Source organism: Saccharibacter floricola DSM 15669 (genome assembly GCF_000378165.1).
In the GTDB taxonomy this organism is placed as follows: Bacteria; Pseudomonadota; Alphaproteobacteria; order Acetobacterales; family Acetobacteraceae; genus Saccharibacter; species Saccharibacter floricola.
In genome coordinates, this window is the sequence record NZ_KB899371.1 from 1 (window position 1) to 1,418 (window position 1,418).

The 1,418-nt window shown below is 45.6% G+C and carries 2 protein-coding genes; both read left to right on the forward strand.

Features of this window, described 5'->3' with window-relative positions:
• A partial coding sequence (locus F457_RS14040; RefSeq protein WP_018981302.1) for a LeoA/HP0731 family dynamin-like GTPase occupies positions 1-1,122 on the forward strand: 1,122 nt, incomplete at its 5' end.
• Between the two features lie 62 nt (positions 1,123-1,184).
• A partial coding sequence (locus F457_RS0111665; RefSeq protein ID WP_018981303.1) for a hypothetical protein occupies positions 1,185-1,418 on the forward strand: 234 nt, incomplete at its 3' end.

The following is a 1,418-nucleotide window of genomic DNA, read 5'->3' on the forward strand; positions in this document are numbered from 1 at the left end:
GATGTCGGCGATGAGGAAGAGTATCAAGAACGCTTCAGAACAAAAAAAGACAACATCCTTGAGCGTCTCACTCAACTGATAGGCTTAACAGCAGAGGAAGCGGCCTCCCTTCCTATCGTCGCCGTTTCCGCCGCGCCAGATGATAAGCCGATTAACGACTGGCTCAACGGCGATCAGGCAAAATATGAAGCCCTTTCCCATATGGCGTCATTGCGTAACGCTATTCATGCCATCGTTGAAAATCAAGGCGGATATGACGCCCTTCGCCTCAAAGCCACGACAAGCACGATCCGTGATATTCTCTTCAAGTCTCTTGATTTCGCAAAGACGCAGGGTCAGAAGCTCCAAGAAGACTACGCTCAAACGGAAAAAGATGTTTCTAACGCTCTTGAGAGATATTCCCAGCTTCCTTTGGACATTCAACATGACAGCGATCGCCTTGCGACACAGCTAGAGGAAAAATTTATCAACAGTGTGCGTCAACAAATGGACATCTATCGCAAAAAGGGTATGTGGTCAGATTCTAATGACACTGTTAGAGAAAAACTAGAGACCGCCGTCAAGGGAGCCTTCAGGGGAATTGCTCGTTTGGGAGAGAGCGACGTCAAACAGTTTGTCGAACGCTCTTACAAAAGAATGCGTAGAATCGACCAAACCTTCGCCTCTATTATGCAGAAAAACACGCTCACGACCTTAGAAGACTTCTGTCCTCAAATAGATCAACTCACTGAAAAACTGGCCATTGATACAGACTCGGGCATTAGTGGATGGGGCATTACCGGCTCTCTCATCGGTCTTTTTTTAGGACCGATCGGCTGGGTTGGGGCCGCTGCAGGCGGATTGTGGAGCATAAGAAAACTCTTCGACTCATCCTATCAAGAACAACAGCAAAAAGACGCTATTGAAGCTGCCCTCAAGAAAATTCGCCCCAAACTAAGCAAAGCACTTCATGAAAATTTAAATGCGATTTCTACGCCTCTTTGCTCCTTTTGTTGCAAAAAAGAGAAAGAGTTGCAAACTATTGCAACCCATATCAACGAAAAAAAGAAAGAGCTCACACATACTCGTGATGAGATCATCTCATTTTGTGAAAAGAACACATCTCTCTCCCTGAATACATGAGTATGACACGCGTTCCATAACATTTCACACCTCTTGTTCAGATCTTTCCTAAGGAACATCCCATGACGTCTACCCTCACACTCTCTACACTTAAAGAGAACCTTACCGCACTTAAAACCTTTCTTGACGATGGAGAAACATTGGGTTTTACCGCGCCTTCTTATCTACGCCACAAATTAAGCACACTCTTAGATCGTATTGATGGGAAAGGAGAAGATGGGCGCGTTAAAGTAGCGCTTGTTGGCGGTTTCTCTACCGGAAAGACCTCTATCGTCGCCTCATGGCTTAGCAAAACA